The sequence below is a fragment of the Glaciecola sp. HTCC2999 genome, from assembly GCF_000155775.1.
Lineage (GTDB): Bacteria > Pseudomonadota > Gammaproteobacteria > Enterobacterales > Alteromonadaceae > Opacimonas.
In genome coordinates this window covers 446,063-472,988 of sequence record NZ_DS989810.1, presented here as the reverse complement: position 1 = coordinate 472,988, position 26,926 = coordinate 446,063, and the positions used below count along the sequence as shown (strand labels likewise).

The 26,926-nt window shown below is 40.8% G+C and carries 22 protein-coding genes; 18 read left to right on the top strand and 4 right to left on the bottom strand.

Annotated features, from left to right (window positions below; all coding sequences use genetic code 11):
* A partial coding sequence (gene bioA, locus G2999_RS11615) for an adenosylmethionine--8-amino-7-oxononanoate transaminase (protein WP_010178222.1) occupies positions 1 to 1,059 on the bottom strand: 1,059 nt, incomplete at its 3' end.
* 154 nt (positions 1,060 to 1,213) lie between these two features.
* Between bioA and bioB the strand changes: the two genes are divergently transcribed.
* From bioB to bioD, 4 genes are read left to right on the top strand one after another with little or no spacing between them, the layout of a single operon-like run.
* Positions 1,214 to 2,299: a biotin synthase BioB gene (gene bioB / locus G2999_RS02040; protein ID WP_029257333.1), complete on the top strand. Its 1,086-nt coding sequence runs from the start codon at positions 1,214 to 1,216 to the stop codon at positions 2,297 to 2,299.
* 8 nt (positions 2,300 to 2,307) lie between these two features.
* Positions 2,308 to 3,468 carry an 8-amino-7-oxononanoate synthase gene (locus G2999_RS02035; RefSeq protein WP_010178220.1) on the top strand — a complete coding sequence of 387 codons (1,161 nt, stop codon included), beginning with the start codon at positions 2,308 to 2,310 and terminating at the stop codon, positions 3,466 to 3,468.
* Positions 3,461 to 4,291 (top strand): methyltransferase domain-containing protein, encoded by an 831-nt coding sequence (locus G2999_RS02030; RefSeq protein WP_010178217.1) that lies wholly within the window; start codon positions 3,461 to 3,463, stop codon positions 4,289 to 4,291. Before G2999_RS02035 ends, G2999_RS02030 begins: the two co-directional genes overlap by 8 nt.
* A gap of 14 nt (positions 4,292 to 4,305) precedes the next feature.
* Positions 4,306 to 4,992, top strand: a complete 687-nt coding sequence (gene bioD / locus G2999_RS02025; RefSeq protein ID WP_010178216.1) for a dethiobiotin synthase — start codon at positions 4,306 to 4,308, stop codon at positions 4,990 to 4,992.
* Between the two features lie 6 nt (positions 4,993 to 4,998).
* On the opposite strand, the gene pepE is transcribed toward bioD, so the two are convergent.
* Positions 4,999 to 5,721 (bottom strand): dipeptidase PepE, encoded by a 723-nt coding sequence (pepE, locus tag G2999_RS02020; RefSeq protein WP_010178215.1) that lies wholly within the window; start codon positions 5,719 to 5,721, stop codon positions 4,999 to 5,001.
* A gap of 196 nt (positions 5,722 to 5,917) precedes the next feature.
* Here pepE and G2999_RS02015 point away from each other — a divergent pair, with 196 nt between their 5' ends.
* From G2999_RS02015 to G2999_RS02005, 3 genes are all read left to right on the top strand, one after another.
* Positions 5,918 to 6,901, top strand: a complete 984-nt coding sequence (locus tag G2999_RS02015) for an iron ABC transporter permease (protein WP_034955122.1) — start codon at positions 5,918 to 5,920, stop codon at positions 6,899 to 6,901.
* Positions 6,894 to 7,631, top strand: coding sequence for an ATP-binding cassette domain-containing protein (locus G2999_RS02010; protein ID WP_010178212.1), 738 nt, complete (start codon positions 6,894 to 6,896; stop codon positions 7,629 to 7,631). The genes G2999_RS02015 and G2999_RS02010 overlap by 8 nt, the downstream gene beginning before the upstream one ends.
* Positions 7,632 to 7,784: 153 nt before the next feature.
* Positions 7,785 to 9,128, top strand: a complete 1,344-nt coding sequence (locus G2999_RS02005) for a class II 3-deoxy-7-phosphoheptulonate synthase (RefSeq protein WP_010178210.1) — start codon at positions 7,785 to 7,787, stop codon at positions 9,126 to 9,128.
* Positions 9,129 to 9,194: 66 nt separating this feature from the next.
* On the opposite strand, the gene G2999_RS02000 is transcribed toward G2999_RS02005, so the two are convergent.
* Both G2999_RS02000 and G2999_RS01995 read right to left on the bottom strand, forming a co-directional pair.
* Positions 9,195 to 9,950, bottom strand: coding sequence for an MBL fold metallo-hydrolase (locus G2999_RS02000; RefSeq protein ID WP_010178208.1), 756 nt, complete (start codon positions 9,948 to 9,950; stop codon positions 9,195 to 9,197).
* 5 nt (positions 9,951 to 9,955) lie between these two features.
* Positions 9,956 to 11,746 (bottom strand): ABC transporter ATP-binding protein/permease, encoded by a 1,791-nt coding sequence (locus G2999_RS01995; protein WP_010178206.1) that lies wholly within the window; start codon positions 11,744 to 11,746, stop codon positions 9,956 to 9,958.
* A gap of 94 nt (positions 11,747 to 11,840) precedes the next feature.
* Here G2999_RS01995 and G2999_RS01990 point away from each other — a divergent pair, with 94 nt between their 5' ends.
* The 11 genes from G2999_RS01990 to G2999_RS01940 all read left to right on the top strand — a co-directional run bounded on the left by G2999_RS01990 (position 11,841) and on the right by G2999_RS01940 (position 26,925).
* On the top strand, positions 11,841 to 12,296 hold the full coding sequence (locus G2999_RS01990) for a methylglyoxal synthase (RefSeq protein WP_010178204.1): 456 nt from the start codon (positions 11,841 to 11,843) through the stop codon (positions 12,294 to 12,296).
* Positions 12,297 to 12,455: 159 nt separating this feature from the next.
* Entirely contained in the window at positions 12,456 to 13,493 is a 1,038-nt protein-coding gene (locus tag G2999_RS11610) for a glycosyltransferase family 4 protein (protein WP_010178202.1), read from the top strand.
* Complete coding sequence (locus G2999_RS12545; RefSeq protein WP_010178199.1) at positions 13,486 to 15,819, top strand: glycosyltransferase family 4 protein; 2,334 nt, start codon at positions 13,486 to 13,488, stop codon at positions 15,817 to 15,819. The genes G2999_RS11610 and G2999_RS12545 overlap by 8 nt, the downstream gene beginning before the upstream one ends.
* On the top strand, positions 15,816 to 17,231 hold the full coding sequence (locus G2999_RS11600; protein ID WP_010178197.1) for an oligosaccharide flippase family protein: 1,416 nt from the start codon (positions 15,816 to 15,818) through the stop codon (positions 17,229 to 17,231). Before G2999_RS12545 ends, G2999_RS11600 begins: the two co-directional genes overlap by 4 nt.
* Entirely contained in the window at positions 17,225 to 18,604 is a 1,380-nt protein-coding gene (locus G2999_RS01970) for an O-antigen ligase (protein ID WP_010178195.1), read from the top strand. Before G2999_RS11600 ends, G2999_RS01970 begins: the two co-directional genes overlap by 7 nt.
* On the top strand, positions 18,601 to 20,592 hold the full coding sequence (locus tag G2999_RS01965; RefSeq protein ID WP_010178193.1) for an LruC domain-containing protein: 1,992 nt from the start codon (positions 18,601 to 18,603) through the stop codon (positions 20,590 to 20,592). The genes G2999_RS01970 and G2999_RS01965 overlap by 4 nt, the downstream gene beginning before the upstream one ends.
* Before the next feature lie 10 nt (positions 20,593 to 20,602).
* On the top strand, positions 20,603 to 21,037 hold the full coding sequence (locus G2999_RS01960; protein ID WP_010178191.1) for a hypothetical protein: 435 nt from the start codon (positions 20,603 to 20,605) through the stop codon (positions 21,035 to 21,037).
* Positions 21,038 to 21,053: 16 nt separating this feature from the next.
* Positions 21,054 to 22,025 carry a GGDEF domain-containing protein gene (locus G2999_RS01955; protein WP_010178189.1) on the top strand — a complete coding sequence of 324 codons (972 nt, stop codon included), beginning with the start codon at positions 21,054 to 21,056 and terminating at the stop codon, positions 22,023 to 22,025.
* A complete protein-coding gene (locus tag G2999_RS01950; protein ID WP_010178187.1) occupies positions 22,010 to 23,128 on the top strand; it encodes a glycosyltransferase in 1,119 nt (372 codons plus the stop codon). The genes G2999_RS01955 and G2999_RS01950 overlap by 16 nt, the downstream gene beginning before the upstream one ends.
* Positions 23,121 to 24,575 (top strand): chain-length determining protein, encoded by a 1,455-nt coding sequence (locus G2999_RS01945; protein ID WP_010178185.1) that lies wholly within the window; start codon positions 23,121 to 23,123, stop codon positions 24,573 to 24,575. Before G2999_RS01950 ends, G2999_RS01945 begins: the two co-directional genes overlap by 8 nt.
* On the top strand, positions 24,568 to 26,925 hold the full coding sequence (locus tag G2999_RS01940; protein ID WP_010178183.1) for a hypothetical protein: 2,358 nt from the start codon (positions 24,568 to 24,570) through the stop codon (positions 26,923 to 26,925). Before G2999_RS01945 ends, G2999_RS01940 begins: the two co-directional genes overlap by 8 nt.
* The last annotated feature ends 1 nt before the right edge of the window (position 26,926 follow it).

Sequence of the window (26,926 nt, the reverse complement as noted above, 5' to 3'; positions counted from 1 at the left end):
GCATCTATTCTTGCATGGCGTCATATATTGATGCAGCCATTGCTCAATATTAGCCACTTGCGACTGCCATTCCCCAGAAGCGATCAAATCAAGACTGGCTGAAGCAACGGCGCATGCCAGTGGATTCGCCATATAAGTAGGGCCGTGCATAAATACCCCAGGAGCGCTTTGACAGATACCCATCGCGACATCTTCAGTACAGATAGTCGCGGCCATGGTCATGTAACCACCGGTAAGCGCTTTGCCTAAGCAAATGATATCAGGGGAAATACCGGCATGTTCACACGCGAATAATTTTCCTGTGCGGCCAAAGCCAGTAGCAATTTCATCAGCGATTAATAAAATATTGTATTCATCGCATAATTGGCGCGCACGTTTTAAATACATGGGATGATACATACGCATGCCACCAGCACCTTGCACAATCGGTTCTAATATCAGTGCGGCTAACTCATTATGATGTGTGGCAATCAGTTCTTCTAATGGTGCAATATCATCTTCATTCCATGTTTGCTCAAAACGCGTTTGTGGCGCTGGGGCAAAAATTTGTTCTGCCAATACATTTTTAAACAATGAATGCATTCCATTGATGGGATCGCATACCGACATTGCAGCAAAAGTATCTCCATGATAACCATTGCGCGGGGTAATAATCTTGTGTTTATTAGGTTGGCCTTGGCAAGCATAATATTGCAAGGCCATTTTGATGGCTACTTCGACAGAAACGGAGCCTGAATCAGCTAAAAACACCCGATTTAAGCCTTCTGGTACCATAGCAAGTAATTGCTTGGTGAGTTTGATGGCGGGTTCATGTGTAATACCCCCAAACATAACGTGCGAAAATGCATCAATCTGGTTTTTTGCTGCGGCATTAATATGTGGGTGGTTATAACCATGAATCGCAGCCCACCAGGATGACATACCATCGATTAATACACTGTTATCGGCCAAAGTGAGTTCAACACCACTCGCACCTTTGACTTCATAACAGGGTAAGGGGTGGGTGGCCGAGGTATAAGGATGCCATAAGTGGCGTTTGTCATATTCAATATTGTTCAATTTTCACTCACTTGTAAACTCAATAAAAGGCTTTTGGTTGACAAAGCCTTAATACCGCATAGACTAACGCTCATAGCCTATTAAGTAAAGAGTTCTCCGGACAATGCAAATCCAACATAATGACATTTCCCAACCCAAACCATTAACCGATTCAATGCAGCACGATATTCGTCATGATTGGACACTCGAAGAAGTTAAAGCCTTATATAACATGCCGTTTAACGACTTAATGTTTAAAGCACAGACGGTCCATCGCACGCATTTTGATCCTAATTATGTTCAAGTGAGCACGTTACTTTCCATCAAAACAGGTGCTTGCCCAGAAGATTGTAAATATTGTCCACAATCGGCGCGCTATGATACGGGTTTAGAAAAAGAACGTTTGATGGAGATAGAAAAAGTTATCCAACGTGCTAAAGAAGCTCGAGCGACTGGCTCGACCCGTTTTTGTATGGGAGCAGCTTGGCGTAATCCACGCGAGCGTGATATGCCGTATGTAGTGGATATGGTCAAACAGGTTAAATCATTAGGGTTAGAAACTTGTATGACATTGGGTATGTTGACGCGTGAACAAGCGATTGCTTTAAAACAAGCCGGCTTAGATTATTATAATCATAACCTGGATACTTCACCTGAATATTACGGTGATATTATCACGACACGGACTTACCAAGACCGTTTAGATACGCTACAAAACGTGCGTGATGCAGGTATGCATGTTTGTTCTGGTGGTATTGTCGGGATGGGTGAGAAAGGCGATGATCGTGCTGGGCTACTGATCGCCTTGTCAAATCTAGAACGTCATCCTGAAAGTGTTCCGATTAATATGTTAGTGAAAGTCAAAGGCACGCCTTTGGACAAAGTAGACGATCTAGACCCATTTGAGTTTATTCGTACTATTGCCATTGCCCGTATTATGATGCCACAGTCATTTGTACGCTTATCTGCTGGACGTGAGGCGATGAATGAACAAATGCAAGCAATGTGTTTTATGGCTGGTGCTAACTCTATTTTTTATGGCTGCAAGTTATTAACAACCTCTAATCCTGAAACGCATGAAGATGTAATGTTATTTAAAAAGTTAGGAATTAACTCGCATCAAACTAAAGCATATTCAGATGAAGCGCATGAAGCCGCGTTACATGATGAAATCTTAACCCAGCAGGCACAAGCTGATAGTGATGATTTATTTTATGATGCCGCGTCTCCTCAGGTCAGCGCACCTGACATGGTGAAGTAATTAACTATATGGCATTTGATCACCTACAGGATGCGTTAACCATACTATCTAATGATAATTTGAGACGCCGTCGCACCATACTTCAAGATGATTATGATGGGGTCATTAAAGTAGATTGTCAGCATTATTTGAATTTTTCAAGTAATGATTATTTAGGCCATCGTCAACACCAAGATATTTTACAATCCTATGTTGAAGGCCTATCCCGTTATGGTGCCGGTGCTGGCGCCTCTCCACTAGTCACGGGGCACTCACAATGCCATCAGGCACTTGAAGATCATGTGGCAGATTCTCTTAATCGTGAAGCCGTTTTATTGTTTTCATCAGGGTTTGCTGCCAACCAAGCGATTTGCCAAGCATTAATGTACGATGGAGATACTATCGTCAGTGATAAGTTGATGCATGCTTCTTTTATTGATGCAGCCATTCATAGTCCGGCCCAATTATTACGCTTTAAACATAATGATATTGAACATGCTAACCAACAATTAACAAAAGCCTCAGGAAATACATTATGTGTGTCTGAAGGTGTATTTAGCATGGATGGTGATAAAGGCGAGTTGGCAGCGTTACAGACTTCATCAGCCCAACACAATGCTTGGTTCATGCTGGATGACGCTCATGGATTTGGCGTTTTAGGCGAAACCGGTATGGGCAGTGTTGAAGCCGCGAATTTAAGTCAAGATCAATGTCAGATTGTTATGGGTACCTTTGGTAAGGCTATCGGCACAGGGGGGGCGTTTGTTGCTGGGTCGCAAGTATTGATTGATTATCTCATTAACAAAGCGAAGCATTACATCTACTCCACCGCATTTAGTGCGGCACAAGCTAAAGCGACCTTAACGAGTATTGAGCTAGTAAAAAACGGTGGAGCACGGCACAAACTTCACGACAATATTCAATATTTTAAAACCTTGGCGAAGGCGCGAGATTTACCGATATTAGAATCTGATAGTGCAATTCAACCTTATTTAATCGGTGACCCGGCCAAAGCATTAGCAGCATCTGAGTGTTTAAAGCAGTTAGGGTTATGGGTTAATGCCATACGTTCGCCTACTGTACCTAAGGGCTCGGATCGATTACGCATCACCCTCAGTGCCTTACATCAAGAGAAAGACATTGATGCATTAGTAGATGGATTAACTATGATGAGAACAAAAATTGGATAAATTAAAAGTCGCGTCAGCCTTTGGGCATGCCGCCTCTCGATATAATCACTTCGCTCAAGTACAACAACGTATTTTAGAGTGGTCATTAAGTCATGTGCCACCCCTTGCTCGTGCTAACGACTCGTCACTATCAGCGTCAGACCCAACTTGTATTGTTGATCTTGGTTGTGGAACGGGGCGAGCAATACCAGAGTTATCAAAGATGGCTGAAAAGGTGATTGCACTTGATATCGCCCAGCCGATGTTAGATGTTGCCGCAGAGCAATACTCATATATAAATAATATACAATATCAATGTGCTGATTTTGATCAATTAAGTCTACATTTTCAGCCTCATAGTATCCAATGCCTGTTTTCATCTATGTCTTTGCAATGGTCAGAATCACCTCAGACGCTCATTCAATCTATTGCAGGGGTGTTATCGAAATCAGGATCGGCGCATTTAACTATATTGATAGCACCTTCATTTAGTCGTTTGAAATTGGCATGGAAGAGCATTGGTCGAGGACATGCAGTTCATGATTTTGCATCATTACCTAATTGGTTAGCAGCGATAAAACAGGCTGGTTTGTCAGTGGAATATGCGCAAGAGACGTTCATTGACTTTTATCCTGATTTTGCGAGTATGCTGCACTCAATTAAAGGCGTCGGGGCACACACGCCCGATACTGTCACCGGTGGACATCAGTCATTACAAGAGCAGCAAGTCAGATTATCAAAACGTCAATTAAAACAAGCAAGAGCGGCCTTTTTAGCCTTAAATAAAGGTCACTTTAGTTTAGATTATCATGTGGTTCAATTGCACCTGCGTCATCGTACTTAAGTGAGGAATTTTTGATGCGTCAATATTTTATTACTGGAACGGATACTGATGTGGGTAAGACTGTCGCATCGACTGCCTTAGTTAATGCATTTGCAGCGTCTGGCTCAAAAGTGGCGGGGCATAAACCGATTTCTGCTGGATGTGAGTTGGTGTCGATAGGTGATCAAGCCGTCGGGCTTCGTAACGAAGATGCTCAGTTATTAATGGCACAAGCAAATGTTGAGTTACCTTATGACGTCGTCAACCCTTATGCATTTAAAGAACCGATTGCCCCTCATATTGCCGCACTTCGCACTCAGCATGAAATACAGATGTCAGTCTTATTAGAAAATTATGCCGATTTGGCTAATTATGATTTAGATGTGTTAATCAGTGAAGGCGCGGGGGGGTGGATGCTACCTATCAATGGTCGTCACACATTACCAGATGTCATTAAACAACTCGATATTGACATTATAATGGTCGTGGGGATGCGTCTTGGCTGTTTAAATCATGCCTTGTTAACGCAGCAAGCCATTTTATTATCAGGGCTTAACATTGCAGGTTGGATTGCTAATGCGCCTGAAACACAACCCTTTTTTGACGAGAATCTGGCAACGTTAACAGCACGGATCACTGCCCCTCTACTTGGTGTGATACCTCATGTTCAAGATGCAACAAGTGCTGCATCGCATTTAGATATTAGCCTGTTAAATCAGTGATGCACCTTAGATTAAATAAGTCAGGTTAGTACCGGCTGGCAGGCTGGATTTACCATTTTTTTGGGTGAATAAGACGCCATCGTAATCGTGACTTAACTCCAAGTTTGGTTCCTTTATTGTGCCGGTTAAACGCAAAGCACTTCCTTCTCGGATCCCAATTACGGGGATATCCGGGTGTAATGTAACAAATTCAGTAAGACGTTGATCGCGCGTTTCTCCATGAAAATCTTTTGGATGTTCGTCGGTATAATGCGGGTTTAATTGGCATGAAACAAAATTTAACGCAGTAAAAGAAGGCGGCTCAATGATAGGCATATCATTGGTTGTTCGAATAGTGGCACCACAGATATTTGAACCTGCGCTCCATCCAATATAAGGGACATCTTGATTGATGACCTGTTCTTGAATTATCGGCATTAATCCTAATTTTTGCAATGTGTAGAGTAAATGGAAGGTATTTCCACCTCCCACTAATATTGCTTGGTTGTTTTGTGATGCGCGTGTGATGGCTTGCACTTCATTATCAAACGTATGTAAACCGATAACCGATAATTCAGGCAAAGCATGTTGAACCATTTCTGTGTATGTATCATAGTTCATCGAAATACCGGCATAGGGAACAAATAAACATTCAGAAACGGCGCCAAGGTGGGTCAGTATATCGTTTTTGGCGGCAGCTAAATAATCACAATTATTTACTCGAGAAGAACTCAACATTAAAATATGCATAAAATGGTACACGGTAGTTTGTCTTGCTAATAGTATACAATAAGAATGCGTTTTGGTAAGTATTGTGAAAGTAAGTACACTGATTTGTTAGTCGGACTGCCTTAATTGTGCTTGTAAATACTGGAGCAGTTGAACATTGCAGTATGCTTGAGTCATAATACAAACATTATTTATTTTCGGTTGAGGTAAGCACAATTTGAAGACCCGCTTTGTTATCCTTCTGTGTGCTTTTCTGGCAGTACTGTTGTTAATCGGACTGAACCTTTTTGCCCACCCATCATTATTGAGCGATTCAGTTGAACAGCATATTTTTATGCAGCTCTCATTACCTATTATGATCACCGCTATCCTCGTGGGGAGTGCGTTATCTATGAGTTCAGCGACGTTACAAGTAGTATTAAATAACCCTTTAGCAGACCCTGGGATTATTGGGATCAGTAGTGGTGCGAGTCTGTGTGCTGGCATTGTGATTATCGGTGGAATATTACCTTCAAGTGCTTTGGTGTGGGGACTGCCCATCGCTTGTTTCATTGGTGCACTACTGAGTAGCGCATTGATCTTTCGTTTAGCACAACGCCTTAAACTGACTCATGCTGGCGTTATTTTAGCAGGCATTGCCATATCCACAGTCTGTGCAGCCGTTTTGGCGTGGTTGTATATATTAGGCGATGCACAAGCAACACGGAATTTAACGTTTTGGTTAATGGGCAGCTTTGCTCATACTCATTATCCGATCTTAGGGGTAGCAGGTACGGCATTAATACTCGGTATGACGGTGTTAATACGTGAACGAAGTCATCTTAATACATTGTATTTAGGTCACCATAATGCACAGTTGTTAGGAGTTGAACCTAAACACTTAACTCGAAAGTTATTAATTGTTTGCGCATTATTAGTTGGCGTAAGTGTGTCAATTGCTGGTTCCATAGCATTTGTGGGGTTATTAGTACCCCATATTTTACGGCGTTTATTAGGCCGAGATAACCGTTTAATTATTCCACTAAGTGGTATGGTCGGAGCGGCGCTCATGCTCGTCATCGTTAATATCAATCATCTCTTATCAGGTGTCATTTTACCGGTGTCATTACTCACTGCGACAATCGGTGGTCCAATTTTTATTTATGTATTGTATCAGGGACAAATACTGACGAGAGCATCAGGTAGTCAGCGTCATGTCTAATGAATTAAAGCAGCATGACGCGATTGAAATCAAACTTAATGATGTATTTGTGCCAGAAAGATTACATATTTCGCACCTATCATTTAGCAAAAGCTCGTTAACCCATTTGGTGGGACAAAATGGTGCAGGAAAATCGACGTTACTGCATGCGATTGCAGGTCTAATACAACCTAAAAATCATCAATGTGCTGTATTTAAGGGGCTATCTCCAAGTAATATCCATCAGCATCGCTGTTTACTCACCCAAGATAACCATAATGCATTTGGTTTAACGGTGGGTGAAATATTTTCTTTTTATACTCCCTATAGTCAAGCACCAGAAAGGTTAGAAACCGTCCTGGAAGTCAATCAATTTATGGCTAGACAAATCGATACTTTATCAAGTGGTCAGCAACAGCGAGTCCAATTAGCAAGGTGTATGATGCAAGTTTGGGAGAGTGCTGAATCAGGTATGGGAATATTACTCTTTGATGAACCCTTTGATGCGTTAGATTTGGCTTATCAGATCAAATGGTTGGCGTTGTTACATCAACTAAAAGCCGTTGGAAATATTATTGTCATTGCACATCATCAGTTAATGATGCTCACAGAATGTGCCCTAGACGATGTGCTTATTTTACAAGCTGGACAAATTGAAATGTTCGGTACTATCGCCGAAAAATGGTCACCTCAATGCTTAGTAGATTACTTTGGGATCAGTTCTGCGCAAATTCCCACATATTTACGCTAAAACTGATGACGTTGAATAAATACTATCATGTATCAATATTCATCTTGATCCATCTTCTAGTGCTAATTAATCAAGTCGTTTGAGTCCATATTGATGCTGAATGTGATACAATCGACGTAATATTTGAAAGAAAAAATTTAGGAATTTTGAACAATGAGTGACTGGAGTATCGACAGCTGGCGTAATAAGCCAATTTTACAACAACCTACATATGATGATGCTGCTGAAGTCGCGGATGTTGAAGCTAAATTAGCCAGTTATCCGCCATTAGTTTTTGCTGCTGAAACTCGTGATTTACTTGGCCAATTAGCAAATGTTTCACAAGGTGATGGATTTTTATTACAAGGGGGAGATTGCGCAGAATCATTCTCAGAATTTAATGCCCCTAAAATCCGCGATACATTTAAAGTGATGCTACAAATGGCAATCGTGCTCACTTTTGGTGGTCGTTGTCCAGTTACGAAAGTGGCACGTATGGCGGGTCAATATGCCAAACCTCGTTCCTCAGATATGGAAACCATTAATGGGGTATCTTTACCCAGTTATCGTGGCGATATTATCAATTCGTTCGAGTTTACAGAAGCGGCTCGTCGTCCTGATCCTCAGCGTTTATTGCAGGCATACCATAACTCTGCAGCCACGTTAAACTTATTGCGCGCATTTGCTCAAGGCGGTTTGGCTGATTTACATCAAGTTAATCGCTGGAATATGGCGTTTGTGGAAAATAATCCATTAAAAGATCGTTATTCAGACATGGCTAATCGTATCGAAGATACGTTGGCATTTATGGATGTGATTGGTATTAACAGTCAGTCTCACAATACCTTACATGAAACCTCATTGTTTACATCGCATGAAGCGTTGTTATTGAACTATGAGCAAGCATTAACACGTATCGATACATTAACAGGATTACCTTATAACTGTTCGGCGCACATGTTATGGATTGGTGAGCGTACTCGTCAACTGGATCATGCACACGTTGAATTTTTCCGTGGGATCAATAACCCAATTGGGGTCAAAATTGGTCCATCTATGCAACCAGATGAATTAATGACACTAATTGATGCATTAAATCCCACCAATATTCCTGGTCGCTTGACACTTATCACGCGAATGGGAGCTGATAAATTAGCAGATAACTTACCTAAATTACTGGCCCGAGTAAAAGCCGAGGGTCGTCATGTGGTATGGAGCTCTGATCCGATGCATGGTAATACATTCTCGGCTTCTTCAGGTTTCAAAACGCGTAACTTTGATGCGATTTTACGTGAAATCCAACAGTTCTTTACTGCGCATAAGCAAGAAGGGACTCATGCTGGTGGGATCCATTTAGAGATGACTGGCCAACATGTGACAGAATGTACTGGTGGCGCATATAAAATCAGTGATGATGATTTAGCGCAAGCTTACCAAACACAATGTGATCCACGTCTCAATGCTGATCAAGTATTAGAGATGGCATTTTTAGTGTCAGACTATTTAAAAGCAAAATAATATCAGCGATTTACACTGAGCGATGCGTAAAGGGAACCGATTATCTGTTCCCTTTTTTATTGTCATTTATTTTAGATATTGAGCTAATTTACCTTTAATTAGTCTGCTCATGGTCGTCATATTGGTCTTAGGGCTACTGGGAGCGTGATTGATTAATGTGTCAATTTGCGCTTCATGTAATGTTTGTGGTTTAACATGAGCCATTAGTAAGGTGTAACCAATATAGTGTTTTAAGCGTGCTAATGATGATTTGTACTGGTCAGGGAAACACACCAGGATAGGCGCGCACAGTTGTTGTTTTACACTCACAATTAAATCTGCCACATAAATGAGCTTTTCAGTCGGGTTGACTAGACTAATATCTCGGTCAGTATGACCAGGGGTAGTAATAATATGCCAATCTTCAAATCCGGGTACGACATCGCCATCTTGTAGTTGTTGATCTTCTCGTAGCATTGGCGAATACCAGATATTTTGCCGTTGTTTACCCATTCTAGCGGCCACCCATAGCGCTAATCCCATATCGACCATATGTTCTAAACGCCCCTGCCAGCCAGCATACCATTGACCTGTGTATGTGCCCGTAACTACAGTACATTGAGTGAGTTGCTTTAACGCGGCAACACAGCCAGCATGGTCAGGATGTAAGTGAGTGACCATGACGACTTTGAGATCTGTAACGGGGCGGTTGAGAGTGGTGATAAAAAAATCTTGAATCGTCGCTAAGTCGGCGCGACATCCACCATCAAGCATAAGACAACCATGATCATATTCAATCAAATGTATGTGTTGGATATAGCCTTGAATAATGTGATGTTTCATGTGGATTAATCCATGACCCTTTTTTGTTGTGCTTGCCATAAGCCTGCATATATACCGTTTTGACTCATCAAATCTGCATGATTGCCTTGTTCGGTGATGATGCCATCTTCAAGGACAATAATAATATCAGCATCTTGAATGGTCGAAAGTCGATGAGCAATAACGATAGCAGTATGTTGCTGAGCAAGTGCGTCGAGGGCACTTAAAATTCCTTGCTCAGAATGACTATCCAATGAGGATGTTGCTTCATCAAAAATAACAATAGGCGGGTTTTTCAGAATGGTACGCGCAATCGCCACACGCTGTTTTTCGCCGCCTGAAAGTTTCAAACCACGTTCGCCGACTTGGGTATCTAAACCTTCAGGTAGTTTCGCGACAAATTCACTGAGCTGTGACATTTTAATGGCTTTTTGTAAGGCATTTTCGTCCGCATCAGTATCACCATATTGAATATTGGCTCGTAAGGTATCATTAAATAGCACAGTATCTTGAGGCACAATGCCAATACTCGAACGCAATGATAATTGCTGGTAGTGTTTAATGTCTTGTCCATCGATGCTAATGCTGCCAGAAATGGGATCAAAAAAGCGAAATAAGAGTTTTGCTAAGGTGGATTTACCACTGCCACTGGGACCGACGATCGCGACTTTTGAACCTGCAGGTACCTCAAATGAGATATCTTTGAGGATGTGTCGATTTTCTTCATAATGAAAATTGACCTGTTCAAAACGAATATGGCCTTGTGTAATAGAGATCGGCTTAGCATCGGAGGTATCCTCGACACCCACTTTTGTTTTGAGTAGCGTAAAGAGGTTTTCGATATTCGCTAGTGCACCCCGAATTTCTCGATAGACAAACCCTAAGAAGTTTAGTGGCATAAATATCTGCATGGTAAATGCATTGATTAACACAAAATCACCAATCGTCATGGTGCCGGCTTGCACCTCTAGTGCCGCTAAAATGAGCATAGCAGTCATGGCACTAGCAATAATAAGTGCTTGACCTCCATTAAGTGCAAACAAGGACAGGCGATTAGACCGGCGTGCCGTTTCCCAACGCGCTAGGTTAGTGTCGTACAGATTCGCTTCATACGCTTCGTTATTAAAATATTTCACCGTTTCATAGTTAAGTAAACTATCTACTGCACGAGTATTGGTTTGGTTATCGGCTTGATTGACTTCTCGTACATAGCGGGTGCGCCAATCAGTGGCTTTCATGGAAAAGAACACATATAACACCACAGAGACTAAAATTATTAGAGCAAATGTCACCCCATAATTAGTGAATAGTATGCCCACAACAAATGCAATTTCAAGCAACGTCGGACCAATATTAAACACCATAAAGCGCATTAAAAAACTAATACCATTGGTACCACGATCGATATCTCGTGAAAGTCCACCCGTTTGTCTGGATAAATGAAAGCGTAAATCTAAGCGATGGAGATGTTCAAATACTTCTAATCCCAAGCGGCGCATAGCGCGTTCGGTTACACGACCAAATAAAGTATCACGCACTTCACCTAAAATGACATTTAAAAAGCGAAATCCGCCGTAGGCGATGACCAACGCAATAGGGGCTAATAGTAGTGGAGTAATAGTAGCTGGATCATTTAAGCTATCCACTGAATATTTCAACACAAAGGGCAGGGCAACACTGGCGACCTTGGCAAGTACTAAGCATAGAAGTGCCAGCGCCACCCGCTGTTTAAACTCGCCTAAATAGGGCAGTAATTTATAAAATACTGACCAAGAGATATGTTGGTCATCTTTGATATCAAATCGAGAAGAACGCATAAAAAGTCTTATAATTGAAATATACCTGTGATAGTTTGTTTATTATACGTGCTCATACAATTGTATGTTCATATTTTTTAAGGAATTTTTCAAAATGACACAGACCACTGTTGTGACAAAGCGCATTGCCATAGTGGCGCATGATAAAATGAAGCCTCAAGCCATTGAGTGGACCAAAACCCATGCCTCGAAGCTCAATTCTCATCAAATTTTCGCTACCGGTACCACGGGTAAGTTAATTCAAGCTGCCAATCCGAATTTGTCCATTAAGGCACTTAAATCCGGTCCTCTTGGCGGCGACCAACAACTTGGCGCAATGATTTGTGAAGGCCAATTGGATATCTTATTTTTCTTTACCGATCCAATGACCCCACAACCTCACGATGTCGATATTAAAGCGTTATTACGCTTATCAACTATGTATAATTGTGTCGTGGCGTGTAATATTGCCACCGCTGATTTTGTGATTGAAAGTCCGCTATTTGTCCTGCCTCAAACACATACAAGTGATTTTTCTGATTATTCAGAGCGGGTTGTTGAAAATACCTAAGTCAGCATAAATGCAATGAAGTTTCATATCGTTGGTTTGGTTTTATTCAGTGGCACAAAACCAAATCGATGACCTTTACAAATAATATGTGAATAACAGTAAATTTTAATTTTATTTGACCGATATAGAGAGTTGATAGGATATCAACAGGTAGGTTAGATGAAAATTGCATTGGTGCTGGATTCTCGTGATTTCGGCGGTATAGAAAGTCATATTCTTGAAATAGCGAAAGCACTTAGTGGATATGCGGTTGATTTGACCGTGGTTAGATTAACCAATTATGGTAGCCATCCATTAATCACGAGATTACAAGATGCTAATATTCATACCCATACGTTAAACGGTTCTTTTAGCAGCTTATACCGTTATGTTAAAACTCAGCAATTTGATATTGTTCACTCTCATGGTTACAAGGCTAACCTCTATTCGCGTTTAGTATGTCGCTTCACACGTTCACAATCTGTTTCAACCTTTCATTCCGGCGATCGTGGCACCGGTAAATTATATTTATATGATGCGCTTGATCGTTGGACTGCGTTTCTTAGTCATTACAATATATGCGTGAGTGAACCTATACAATCTGGTCTGAATGGTCAAAGTGACGTGATGTTAAATGCCATCAGCACTAAAAATACTGGGCTCGAGTTTGGCACGCAAATAGGGTTTGTGGGTCGATTAAGTACTGAAAAAGCTCCTGAACGATTTGTTGCGTTAGCGGAACAATTCCCAAATCAACAATTTGCTATGTTTGGCGATGGTCCTGAATATCAAACATTGGCTCACAAAGCGCCTAAAAACCTGACCTTACATGGTCATCAAGCCGACATGCACAGTGTCTGGAAGACAATCTCGGTACTAATTTTGCCTTCTCGTAAAGAAGGTCTACCGATGGTCTGTTTAGAGGCGATGCTCAGAGGTATTCCTGTCATCGCGACGGATGTAGGCAGTATTAAGCAATTAATTGAGCACGATATTGATGGCTGGGTCATCAATGAATATTGCCCGTCATTGCTTTGTGACACATTAGAGGCTTGGTTACAGTTATCGCAACAAGATGTTAACGCATATCGATTAAATGCTAGAGATAAAATCCTACGCCATTTTAGTATGCGCGAATATACGCCTAAATTGTTAACACAATATCAGCGCTTACTCCCCAACACGTCATCACCATCTAAGCGAAATGAATATGTCTAAACCCACGCCTATTTTATTTGTTCATTACGGACATACTGAATGGATACGAGGTTCTGAACGTTGCTTGATCGACCTTATTCATCATTTAGATTTGAACCAATACACGCCGATTTTATGGTGTGATACTCAAATCATGGCACAACAATTTGACGATATGGATATCCCTGTATATGTCGAACCGTTTTCTCTGTTATTAGGTTGGCATGCGCCTCGTTTGGATGTTAAAGCGACTCAAGCATTGATAGTATCGGGTCAGGACATTATTAAACAACATGCGATACAAATTGTACATGCAAACAGTGCAGCCCCTAATCAATGGCTCACATCATTAGCCAATCAACATTGCATACCGTTAGTCACACAGCTGCATGCCCGTTATGTATTTTCTGAACGATTAACGTTACGCGTACATCAGGCTGATCATTTGATAGGGGTAAGTGCACCTATCATCGCTCAACTACATGATGATGGAATCAAAGCCAGCCGTACTCATGTAATTGCTAATGGTATCGATACAGCTCGATTGCTACAGCAACGCACCCACTCGATTAGAGAGACTTATCAATTATCCCAAGAGAAAGTGGTGTTGGTCTCAGTAGGCTCTTTAATTGAACGTAAAGGTATGGACATTCTTATCCGAGCTACCGCTATCATGTTAGCTAACAACGTCGATGTTCATTTATGTATTATTGGTGCGGGTGAGGCTTTAGGTGACCTGACTGCATTGGTCGATAAACTGGATCTGACCGCTCATGTTGTTTTCCTTGGTGAACAAAGTGAGGCATTTGGCTGGTTAAGTGATGCGGATATATTTGTCTCTGGTGCGCGAGAAGAAGTTTTCGGTTTAGTGCTGGCAGAGGCAGGTTTAGCTAAATTACCCTGTGTTGCCCCAGATGTTGGTGGTATTGCCAGCGTGATAGATGATGGAGTTACCGGTTTACTGACACCGAGTGAGTCGCCACAAGCCATTGCTGATGCCTGTTTACAATTAGCCAATGATCCTCAGTTACGTCAATCGATGGGCCAAGCGGGTTATGAAAGAGTATTAGCAAATTTCACAATTACCCGTAATGTTGAGCAATGTCAGCAAGTATATCAAATGGCGCTTGCTCAATGTCGTTCATATTCAGGGAGTATTTGGCAGCAAGTTACCAGCACGCTTAATGTTATCAAGCATTATGGCATGTCGAAATTACGTAAATTACGCAGTGCTGAAACAAAAGAAAAAGCCATTGTCTGTATTGATACAATCCCTTTTGCTGGAGGCTCTAAAATTGCCACCAGTAGAATATTAGCCACATTAAATCATGATCCAAAACATATCCATATACTGACTACCAGCTCATCGTGCTGGCGTAACACTCCTTACACACAACATGCATTACATGAATTTGAAGCCTTACACCAAGCGCAATCTGGATGGCGTTTCGTATTAAGACATGCATGGTTAGCAGTGCAGGTACTTTGGTATATTCTATGTGTCCGTCGGGTTGTGTTACTGGCGGGATGCTCACTACCTAGCAATGATTTTGCGTTAGCCATGGTCAAAAAGATCAGTTGTATTGAATGGTTACAGTGTATTCATGGACCGGTTTATCCGAGCCGTTTAAATGCTCGGTTATTGAATTACGTTGATTATCTATTTTATTTACCTAGTGCATTGTCATCCTTAAATGAAACATTAGCTTTGACGAATGGGTCGATGGATGATCTTTCAAAAAGAATTGTGAGTCATTCATTTATAAACGGCGTGTCATTAACCGACTATCAGCTTAATGAGGTTTCTAAGACAGCTGGCCCACAAGTACTTTGGGCAGCCTCAGCACTGCGCTGGAAAGGCTTAGACTTATTTATAGCGGCATTACAGCAGTTTGATAATTCGGCAAGACCTGATACGCATATTTGTTATATTCGTCCGACCCAGATTGATATGCCTGTCAGCGCTGTGAATATTCCCCTTGAGAAAGTACATTGGTATGAATCCCCAGATAATTTAGACAGTATTCGTGAAACCTGTCAGATCTTTGTGTCTACCAGTACCGGAGAGCCTTTCGGATTATCCATATTAGAAGCATTAGCTTCAGGTCTGTGTGTTGTGATCCCTGCGGATAACGCTTTTTGGGATCAAGAATTAGTGGATCAGCAACACTGTATCAAATATCAGCCCAATGAACCTAATTCCCTTTACTTAGCATTATCACATTGTCTAGCACAGCCTGAAATGGCCCGTGCGATTGGCGTAAATGGACGTAAAGCAGCGCAGCGATTTGATGCGAAAAAAGCCTATGGCCAAATGCATAAGACAATAGAAGGGTGCTTGATATGATCAAAAAATCCCTATTACACCCTCTGTTATATGGATTGAGCATTGCCTTAATGAAAGGTATTTCATTACTGATGTTACCATTTATCGCACATTATTTATCTCCTGATGAGTTTGGTAAAGTTGAGATCCTCAGCAGCCTGACGGTGATTGGCAGTGTGTTAGTCGGTTTAGGTTTAGAAGATAGTTTGTATCGATTTGCTGGCATGACAACGCATCGTCATAAACGACGTTATTTAGCATCCGTTATTTTTACACTCGCTAGCGTCATTACTGTGATAAGTATTGTCGTGATTTTGCTGTTTGGAGCATACTTACAACCTATTATTCCAGGGAATATACCGACTCAAGCCATACTGCTGGCATTATCCATTGTCGCCTTAGAAAGCATGATTTCGGTGCCACTTGGCTGGTTACGCATGAACGATAGAGCGGTGGCATTTTTTGTTGCAACAACGGGCAGGGTAATACTTCAAGCGGGATTAACACTTGTGTTATTGCAATATGCAGCGGATGTCACCAGTATCTTTATCGCTGGACTCCTCAGTGCGTTGGCCCAAATGGTATTTCTATGTGTGTTGCAACTCCAAGATTGTCGTTTCACATTGAATTTTAAACTCACCAAGCGTGTTTTTAGTTATTCGTTACCCATCTTAATTAGTGGCCTTGTTGGCTTTGTCTTAATGGGGCTAGACCGATGGTTCATTGCCAGTTTAAGTACGTTAGAAGCTGTTGCCATTTATGGTGTGGCGGCTAAATTTGCCCTGGGTGTGGTGTTATTATTACAGCCATACACGATGTGGTGGTCACCGCAGCGCTTCCAAGCATTACAAGCCCCTGATGGTACAACACAAGTCGTCCAAAAAATCTGTTTAGGATTAGGGATATTAACGGTGGCGACGTTTGTCGTGATTACCTGTTCAACCTGGTTAGTCGGGATATTAATGCCGTCTCAATATCATGCCGCCATTAGCGTATTATGGGTACTCGCTGTCGCAATGGCAGGAAAAGAAGCGGCAGAACTTGTCAATATCGGCTGTTTTATTCACGACAGTACCCGTTTACAAATGCATCTCAATATCATGGGCGCAATTATCGGTGTGCTGGCAATGAGCTTATTGATCCCTATGTACGGCGCCGTAGGAGCTGCATGGGCATTAGTTATTGCACAATGGAGTAAATGTGTTGGGTTTTATTATTATTCTCAACAGCAATTACCATTAGCTTACCCGTTAAAGTTGATCGTTGGCGCATTAGCGCTGATGAGTACGTTGGCCGCAGTCATTGTTTGGCAATTTACGCCCTTTAGTCAAGTTGTGTTGTGCGTCATTTGCTTAATCATCATCGCTGGAAGCTGCTGGTGGTTACGAGATACTCAATGGTCCCTAATAATAAATAGAGGGGGCTCATGTTAGATAAGCTGCTAGTCGTTCCCCGACACTTTTTGATCATTTCATTATGTGGCTTGCTAGCCGTTGTGTGGTATTTCATTCCACATCCTGCCGTCATTGTTGCGGTAGGAATGTTACCGTTTGCTATTTTAATCGTGCTGGAGTATCCGTTTTTCATGGTGCTTTTGTTCGTCATCTTTTCCTTTTTTAGGATCCATGAAGTCATTCCCCAACTATATAACTTCAAAATTCCACTGCTGCTATCGCTCGCGAGTATTGCCAGTATGAGTTGGAATGTATTCTTCAAAAAACGCTTTTCATTATGGTGGCGACCAGAGTTTACCTCACTCATGACATTTTATGTGTTGGTATCCATTGGGGTGGTAATGGCGAGTAATTTACCGGTGGCCATGGGTTATTATTTAAATATTTACGTCAAAATTGCCATTATGAGCTTTGCCATTGCTTGGTTAATTACACGTGAATCTGAATTTGTTATCGCATCAGTCGCGATTGTCATTGCCGGTTGGATTGTGGGGATCAAAGCATTATCCAACAAAGCATTAGGGATTGGCTTAGTAGAAGAGACTCGCGTGACCATAGGGCGTGTTTTCGGTTCAGTGTTAGGTGACCCTAATGACTTATCATTGGTATTAATGTTTCCAGCTGCTTTCGCTGTCGGGTTTATCGTCAATAAAGGTATGAATTATCCCACAAAATTTTTTGGTATTGTCAGTATCTGCATTTTATTTTCTGCGGTTTTAGCCACCCAAAGCCGTGGCGGGTTATTAGGGATCATGGCTGTCTTTGGTATTTATGCGTATCGACGAATAAAAAATAAATTATTGTTCTTTTTGATTGGCATTATTGGCGCGCTTGTACTATACCAAGTAGCAGGGATATCTGAACGTGCTTCTGGTGGCGCCGCAGAAGAGGGCGTTGATGCATCTGCCATGGGCAGAATTTATGCATGGGAAGCAGCGATAGGTATGGCTACTGATAACCCGTTGACAGGAGTAGGTATTGATAACTTTTTCTCAAACTACTTTTTTTACAGTCCTCATTGGGATGGCCTTAATCATGCGGTTCACAGCACATGGTTTGGGGTGTTAGCTGAGACGGGAATTTTAGGATTTATAGTATTTGTGATTACGATAGTCATGTTAGTCAAAACTGCGTTAAGAACGTTGTCGACGATAGAAGCGAATGACACATACTTTTCTCCAATGATAAAAACAGTAGCTGAAGCCTTGTTAGCAGGAATGATGGGAACATTAGTTGCAGGAACATTCCTAACATTTGGATTTAGTTGGCCGATATATATATTAGGCGCATTAATTGTCAGTCTTGCTCACTGGACCGAACAACAAATATCACTTATCAAGGATATAAAATGATAAACAAACATATGTCTCTATTAATTGGCAGTATGCTGGTGACGAGTGCTGCGCAAGCACAAGAGCAAACGGATACGTCAACCTGGAAGTATGTTAACGATAATGCATCACCTTCAGTAATTAGTTATACCAAGAATAATTACAATAAAAATACAGGCAAGCCCAAAAATAGTTTGTTGACTAATATTAGTGGTAGCCTTGATACAACGATGTTGGGTCAATTTTATGGGCTAGTGCCAGATGGAGTTGCTATAGACACATCTTTGTTGGGTTCAACATTCAATAATATCTCGGTAAAAGAAGACTATGTAGGTACTGTGTCTGTCAAAGTGGCGTTCTTAGACGAAAATGCTGGATATAGTAATGCATTAGGGTATTTTATTTATGATACATCTAACCCGCCAAGTAGCATATCTAATATAGATAGTAATATAGTTCATGTCGTTATTTTTCCTAATGCTTCCAAAGATAATGGTGGTGACTTAACTCAAGGCGATCAGGTTGATCTTTATATTCAATTAACCGCGGGTCAAAGTATCGGATTTTTTATTGCATCTGATAATTGGGTCGCAGGTGAAAATGGACAACAAAAAACAGATTTATTATATGACCAACCTTTTTATACGTTACCGGCGTTGAATCCGAGCTCTAGCGAAGGTCGTCAATATCATGTTCTATTCGATGGAAATGATCCTGATCTCACCGTATCTGCTGGCTCTAGTGGCGCATTTATTTATGGCTTTGAAGATAGACCATTAACAGGAACTGGGGCCGGAGATAGAGACTATAATGATTTATCTTTTCATGTCGAAGTCACGCCTTTATCTGCCATTGCCAATAGAGGCTCTGCAAAAAAACTGAGTAAAGTAGGCGACACCACAAATTCGAAGCAAGGTAAGTTAGCGTTTGAAGATAACTGGCCCATGCAAGGGGATTATGATTTTAATGATGTGGTTGTGAGTTATGATTTGACCAAAATCACAACGGAAAAATTAAATGGTGCAGGTGATACCGTCAATATTATTAGATCACTATCTGTCTCTTATGAAATTGATGCGATAGGAGCGATATTTCGAAATGGTTTTGCGTTATCCCTACCCGGTATCAGTTTAGATAATATCGATTCGTTGAACTTAACTAAGCTTAATGCCTCAGATAATATAGTGGCTAGCTATGACTATGATGCTGCGAATGGTGGCTTTTCTGCAAATGTAGTATCTGGACTAGGGCTTGCCCCATATCAGTATCCTTTGGCGTTGGAAAGTGATGATGCCAGGTTAATCATCACATTAACTGAAAACTTCTTTGAAGAGTTATCGGAATATTATGATGCGGTGTCAGATCCATCAGATCTATCAGATTCACTAGTGTGCATGTTTCAAACGACAGATGATGAAGATTTTAATTGTCTTCCTGATACTACTGCAAATAAGCTGACACTTAATATTGTGTTTAAGCAAGATAATAATTCGGAAGCTAATTGGGTAGATGCTGTTACGACATTAACACAGGTGAATTACGATCACTTTATCTTTGCTTCAGAAAAAGGCGATCCAACCGATGAGAATACTCCAGTGTATAAATTCTCTCGTGATAACGCAGATGACAGTTGGTTCACAAAATGGACCAAAGGGTTTGGTTTATTTGGGCAAGTGAATGGTCCAGGTCGGAGCTTAGAGGTTCACTTAGCAAATTACACAGGGACTGAATGGTTTGAACAAGACGGTAGCTTCACAGACCCGTCATTATTTGATGAACCCGTTGAAGGATATGTGATAAGCGCTGATGTACTGAGCCCATTTACGGTTAAAGACCAAAACTTACCTTGGGTGCTCGACTTACCCGTAAGTTGGAAACATCCAATAGAAAATAAAGATATTAGTCAAGCCTATCCGGAATTTATTGATTGGTTAGAAAATCCAGAGTCGAATTCGGATTGGTATGATAATGGAACTCCTCTATTCATTTATTCTCCACAACCACAATAAGGGCTTTTTCATGAAATATCATTCACTTGTTATAGTAGCTAGTACATGTATGTTGTTAACCGGATGTGGAAGTGAAGGGGATGAAAGCACAGATACATCCCTTAATTTGTTACCTCCACAACAAAGCACTCCTGTTGCTACTACGGCCGATACTATTGCTGCAACGGGTCATACATTTGTGACGTTTAGTGAGCTTGATCTAGATGCAATTAATCGCAGTGATAACATTGCTACGGTGGCGATTGCTGATGAGAATGACAACATCATTTTCAGAATGATGTTAGAACCCGCACAACAAAAATCTTTTTCTCTGACAGCGCCGGCTGGCAATAACTTATTCACGGTTCATTGGATTAGTTACGATAGTAGTATTGATGGCTACAACACATTAACCACACAAGTATCAGACTTAACTAATGCCCTAAGTTTTGAGGGTTTTTATTAAGATGGAGTTATCGGACATGGACGTTCAAAAAAGATTAAATATCCTTTTTATCAGCGCTAAGCAGTCATCTAATGACTCGATGAGTGATATTTTAACCTCGTTGAATCATCGCTTAACGCATTATATCTCTTGCGAAAAAGGAATCGCATCATTACGAGCGACACCTGATATTTATGATTTGATCATGATTGATATTGTTGCATTTGCTAATGATGCTATTGAGACTGTCAAAATGGTACGGATGATGGAAGATCTTCTTAAAGAGACTTGGCGCCCAATCGTACTGTTAACTGATGGGGTTGAATCTAAATTAATTGTAGATGGATTACATGCGGGTGCAGATGATTTCTTAGCATCACCGTTTAATAAAGAACTTGTTGAAGCTAAATTAATTGCCACCAATCGCTTGTTTGGTTTACGTAAATCTCATAGTGAACAATACAACCAACTTCAAAAAGAATCGTTAACGGATGTGTTAACCGGTATTTCTAATCGTCGCCATTTTAAAGATATATTGAAAAAAGAAATGGTCAAAGCGCAACGACACGATCGCGCTATGTGTATTGCTTATTTTGATTTAGACCACTTTAAAGCGATTAATGATGGCTTAGGCCATGATGCAGGGGATGAAGTATTACGCAAAGTATCAAGCGCTATAAGTGAAACACTCCGAGCAGAGGATAGTTTTGGTCGATTGGGAGGAGAAGAGTTTTGTATTTGTATGCCTGATACCAGTTTAAATGAAGCGTTGATCCCATCTGAACGTTATCGTTTAATGATCGAGAAACTAACGATTGAATATAATAATAAGCCGATTAACGTTACAGCCAGTTTTGGTGTCACAGAGTTTAAGCCGTTTTTACATGATATTAATTCTCTACTAGCACATGCTGATGAAGCTTTATATAAGTCTAAACATCAAGGTCGTAATCAAGTGACGTTGCTCCCGTATTCATATTTTGAGAAAGTAGCATGCAGCGAGATTTAATCGTCTTTGGTGAAGATTGGGGGAAGTTACCTAGTAGTACACAACATTTAATTAAACATCTTCAGAAAACACGTAAAGTGCTATGGGTAAACTCTATTGGTTTACGACAGCCAACACTGACCTGGCGTGATGTTAAACGTGTTTTTGAAAAGTTATTCGCTAAACAAAAAAGCCCTTCGAATACTGAACAGGCATTCTCAACACAATTTAATGTATTAAATCCTAAAACCGTCCCCGTACCTAAAAGCCGATTAATGCGTCGTTTTGCTAGCTATCTATTGGCAAAACAAATTAATCCATTAGCCCAAAAAATGGGCATGAATGCACCAATATTATGGACGTCATTACCTACAGCTGTTGATATGATTGGTCGATTAAATGAAAGCCAAGTGGTGTACTATTGTGGAGATGATTTTGGTGGATTAGCGGGAGTGGATCATGAGGTAGTCGAGCAACGTGAACAATTGCTTGTTCAACGTGCTGATGTCATTTTAGTCTCTAGCGAAGCCTTACAAAAAAAACTAGCATCTCCTAACACCTACTTATTGCCTCATGGCGTGGATTATCAGTTATTTAGTCATCCCGCCCTGGTATCCAAACTTTTACCGCAGGGTAAACCCATAGCGGGCTTTTATGGCAGTATTTCTCATTGGTTACACCAACCCTTATTAGCCAGTGTGATCAGTAAAATGCCCGATTGGAATTTTGTGTTTGTTGGTAAGCCAGTTGTTGATATTAGTCAGTTAACACAGTTTCCCAATGTTTTTGTGTTTGCCGAAGTGGCGCATGACGAATTGCCGCAATTTTCGCAACATTGGCAAGTGTCGTTACTGCCTTTCGTAGACAACGAACAAATACGAGCATGTAATCCATTAAAACTGAGAGAATATTTAGCAACAGGCAAGCCTGTTATCAGTACTGATTTCCCTGCATTAATTCCATATAAAGGATTTGTGACAGTGGTCGATAACGATATAGAGATGGTCGATGCTATTTATGCATCAGCGTCTTCAGAACATAACTATGAACAACAAGCTTTAGTGAGTGAAGAAGATTGGTCTTATCGAGCAAATCAAGTGGAGTTACTGCTAAGTCATGAATAATGTTGCGTATCAATTATATGTCTGGCTTGATGTTGCCTGGCGTCGACGTTATGTCATTGCCATTCCGTTCCTTATCATGCCGATTATAGGCTTTGCTGTAGGTCTTGTGTCACCTAAAACCTATACGGCCCATACCAGCATGTTAATTCAAGAAACTTCAAAACTGAATCCATTCCTAGAGGATTTTGCGGTATCTGCAATGCTTAAGGAGCGCCTGTCCGCGCTCCAAACACTATTACATTCTCGTCATGTGTTATATAAAGTAGCCGTAGATCGAGGTTTGATTGATGAAAAATCCTCAAAAGTAGAACAAGACAGAGCCATTTATTTGCTATCTAGTTCATTGCGGATGGAAATGTCAGGTAAAGACCTGATTAGGATCCAATATACGGCCTCAGATCCAGAAGTAATTGAGCCTATCCTACAGACTTTATCTGGGTATTTTATTGAACAATTATTAGCACCAGAGCGCTCATCAATGGAAGATTCATCAGAATTTCTAATGGATTTATTAGCCGATAGGAAGGTTGAATTAGAGCGCTCAGAAAATGCATTAGCAGCATTTAAAAATAAGCATGCAGAACAATTACCTGAATTGCATATGGGAAACGTCAGTCGGTTAGCCCAATTAAAAAATCGATTATTTGAACGTGAAGCTGAATTAGCTGGCGCATTAAATAGTTTAGGGACGATTGATCAGCAATTATCAAAAACAAATCCAGTAATGGCAAAACTAGAAGAAGAAATTGTGACATTACAAAGTAACTTAACACTACTGCGAGCGCGTTATACAGACGGTCACAGTAGTGTACAAGGTACGCTTAGAAGGCTCACTCGATTACAAACTGAACGTAACAATGCATTATCAAACATAGACAATCAGGTGAATGCTGACCAGTTAATCACCATGGCTGGTGCAGCTAACTCAGATACTAATGGTACTCAACCTCGATTATTAATATCACAATTAGATCGACTCCAATCAGTTCGTAATAAGGTCAGTGCATTAACTGAGGAAGTGAAAAGTTTACGACAAATGATCGTAGAACAAACAAAACAGACTTCACAGTTAGGTGAACTAGATAAACAATTAAATATTTTGCAGCGTGATTTAAAAGTAAAAAATAAACTTTATGAAGAATTTTTAGAACGTAGTGAGTTAGCTCGAGTTACCGGTTCTTTAGGGACTTTTGAAAAAGAAAACCGGATTAAGATCATCGATTTACCTTTTACGCCTAGCATACCCTCAAGTCCATCTGCTTTCGTATTTTTATTAGCAGGTTTGGTCGGTGGATTATTTCTAGGGATTGGGTGCGCTATTATTGTCGAACTCAATGATCAAACCGTTCATTATCAAAAGAATTTAGTCGAGCAATTAGGTATTCCAGTATTAACGAGGATCCCGCAAGTGGTTTCTCAAGATCTAATTGGAGAAATACTTGAATAAATCCTATGTCTTTTTATTATTCTTGCTATTCTCCACCTCGTTTCAAGCACATGCTATCAAGCGTGTTTTATCTTTTTCTAAAGCCACAGCACCCAGCGCAGTTCTTACCATAAAAGGTGAGAACAATAATAAAACGCCGGTGATGTTAATCATTCGTATTGATGACTCTTTACGTCCTTCTTATGCTCAGAGGGCCAATATTGAACGGATGATAGCGCCAGGTCCTTTTGATATACAACTTACCTTAGCTAACACGTTAAAAAGTGATAAAACACCGTTAGATTTAAGCTCGCTTAGGCAAATAATTATATTCAGTTTAGATAATAAGGTGGATATAGACATCAAACGTTTGTCAGTAGATATTCCGCCGGAGCAGACAACCGATGTGCTAGCATGGGATTTCGGCGCAAAATCCTCTCCCGTTTGGCCTCAGTTTACACGTGTTACGCCTCAACATTCCGCACTTAGTGGTCGCTATTTAACTGCCTTACAACGTGACCGACATTTCTCCATCACTGAAGGGTTAATTACTGATGGGATTAAAGGCATTGAGAAAATCACACTGCCACCAACGACTTCACCGTCAAAAGTGACTCTCTTTATTCATGATATGGGAGATTGGGAATACACGCCGAGAATTTTATCAAGGGTGATCAAAGCCAATAACAAGACGGTATATGAACAGCAAATTAATCATCGACAATGGCTTAACCAACATTATTTAAAAGGTAAAGATGAGGTGTTTAATGCGCAAACATCTGTGTTCCATTCTTTGATTACACCTCACTATGAGCCTATTACATTTGTTTTAGCTGCTAGCACATCTGAGCATGTGATTTCTTTCCACGGGAATACGCCTGAAGCTGGGTTTGTCAGTGGGATCGTTGTTGAACCAGCAAATGACACGACATTTTCACAGGCGTTGAATGACGCGCGTGAACAATGGTGGAAGCGTAATTGGCCAATCGATTTGAATCCCAAAAGGCCACAATCTATCGATCAGGTGCTGGGTCAACAAGCACAAACACTATCTATAGATATGGCTCAGGACAGTAACGAATTTCTGGTTTATCAGCTGAATGTTAAACCAGGTAAGATGATTTCAAATATAAAATTGGTTAATAAACATCGTGGATCAGGTATTCAAACTGAATTGCGACAGAGCAGATGGCAACTACGCAGAGAAAGGTTAAAAAGTAATGTTTTACAGCCTAGCGCGCAGTATTTAACACCGCCCTATATCGCCATCCCATCGTCGCAATATCCTACGTTACTGTCGTTAAGATTGACAACAACAGCATCGAAACAAGGCCAATACCCCATGGAATTGCAATATCAAGTCGGCAATGAGTTAGTGACTCACGCCTTGTTAGTTAATGTACTTGATACACGTTTACCTGAAATAACTAAACATATCGGTGTATATACTGAACAATCCCCCCATCATTTATGGGAAAGTAAAGCGGCGGCAGACTTGTCAGTACAGTGTGATTTAGCTTTTTTTCGTGAATTGGGTTTAAGTTCAATTGCGCCAGGGTTTACCACACCACATGATACTCGCACTGAGGCGATATTTTTACAAGAACTCAAAGATATACAAAATGCTGGGATGAACGGTCCTATTTTAGCTTATACGCCATTTAAACGTTTAGTCGCAAAAATGGGATTTAATGCAACGATCACTAGATTAAATGACTTATCACAAAAAATAAAACGACTAGGACTCCCTGAGGTATTATGGAGTGTTGCAGATGAGCCCTCTAACGCCGATTCAGAGGCGTTATCTTCATTGTTACAAAATGCGAGTCTCACGACTGCGGGGCATTTTAATCATCCAGATGATCATATTCTGTTAGATTATGTGACAGCGGCACTCGTGAATGAAGGGGTCATGGAGACTTATCAGGATTTAGCTGATTGGACTAAAAAATCTACGGATCTGTGGCTATATAATATTACCGATAGTCGTTACAGTGCCGGTTATCTCAGTTGGTATTATCCGGTGAAAGGATACTTACAATGGCATGCTAGAATGCCGACGGCACTCCCTTTGTCTCCCATAGATGGTAGAGAAGACGATGTTCAATTCTTATATCCTCAGCTTCAAACTTGCCCAAGTTTATATAATGTTGATGAAGGGTTATTCATTTTTGCTCAAGGGATCGATGATCACCGCTGGTTACTATGGCTGGATAAACAAGCGACTACAATTCCACAAGCAAGCCAGCTAAAGCAAAATATTATTGATGCGATAGATTCACATAAACATACCAACACATTTTTTCCGGCACAGCGTTGGACCGATAAAATTAAAACCTTAGCTAAACATATCACACAAGGAAGTATCTAAG